The 1322-nt window shown below is 34.9% G+C and carries 1 protein-coding gene; it reads left to right on the top strand.

Annotated elements, in window-relative coordinates; translation table 11 throughout:
• Positions 1 to 139: 139 nt before the first annotated feature.
• Positions 140 to 1251 (top strand): IS3-like element IS981 family transposase gene (locus tag ABT369_RS57805; RefSeq protein ID WP_350627277.1). Its coding sequence is split into 2 segments (ribosomal slippage): positions 140 to 356 and positions 356 to 1251, totalling 1113 coding nucleotides; the frame shifts between segments, so codons are not numbered across the junction.
• Positions 1252 to 1322 lie beyond the last annotated feature (71 nt).

Here is a 1322-nt window from a genome sequence, read left to right as displayed (position 1 = left end):
TCTTACGATAATGACGCCTCTTTTTTTGATTCATGGTATCTCCACATACATATTATATACCTTAAATTATACCATATTTAATGATGTTATCCTTAAATCTTAGAGTCACTATTGTATAATTTAGACAAAGGACAAAAACATGAAAAAACGCTACTCAAAAGAATTTAAAGAAACCCTTATCGCCTTCTATCATTCTGGTCAATCCGTCACCCAGCTGTCTAAAGAATACGACGTGGCCCCTGCAACAATTTATAAATGGATAGACCTCTACTCTAAATCTAATGAAAGCTCCGTCTCTAAAGCTGATTTTCTAGAATTAAAAAGACAACTGGCTAAAGTTAAGGAAGAACGAGACATCTTAAAAAAAGTATTGACCATATTCGCCGAGAAAAAGAAGTGAGTGCTGCGGATATGGCTCAAACCATACAAACTTTAGCACTCAATGTCAGACTAAGCTGTCAACTCCTTGATGTTCCTGAATCAAGTTATTATGAACAGATTAACCGACATCCATCTAAAACTCAATTAAGGAGACAATACCTGTCACTCAAAATTTCTCAACTCTTCAATGCTAACCGAGGAATCTATGGTGCTCCTAAAATTCATCATCTTCTACTTAAACAAGGGGAAAAAGTCGGGTTAAAACTGGTACAGAAGCTAATGAAGCAACTTCAACTCAAGTCTGTAGTCATTAAGAAATTTAAGCCTGGATACTCACTAAGTGATCACATCAATCGAAAAAATCTCATACAGACTGAACCTACAAAGAAAAATAAGGTTTGGTCAACCGACATTACTTATATTCCTACTCAACAAGGATGGGCTTATCTCTCAACCATTATGGATCGTTATACTAAAAAAGTCATTGCTTGGGATTTGGGCAAGCGAATGACTGTAGAATTAGTGCAAAGAACTTTAAATAAGGCCATTAAATCACAAGACTATCCAGAAGCTGTTATTCTTCATTCTGACCAAGGAAGCCAGTATACGAGTCTAGAGTATGAAGAGTTGCTTAAGTATTATGGGATGACTCACTCTTTCAGTCGAAGGGGATACCCTTATCATAATGCCAGTCTTGAATCTTGGCATGGACATTTAAAAAGAGAGTGGGTGTATCAATTTAAATATAAGAACTTTGAAGAAGCCTATCAGAGTATTTTCTGGTACATCGAAGCCTTTTATAATTCAAAACGAATCCATCAAAGTTTAGGGTATCTTACACCTAATCAATTTGAAAAGGTAAGTGCTTAAAATAAATAGATTAAAATTCTACGTTTGTTACTCTAAAAACTTGACTTAACGTCATTATTTATTAACATGAG

The organism is Dactylosporangium sp. NPDC000244, assembly GCF_040300725.1.
Taxonomy (GTDB): domain Bacteria; phylum Actinomycetota; class Actinomycetes; order Mycobacteriales; family Micromonosporaceae; genus Dactylosporangium.
Note: the sequence above shows the minus strand (reverse complement) of the source record. Positions and strands in the feature narration are given on the sequence as shown.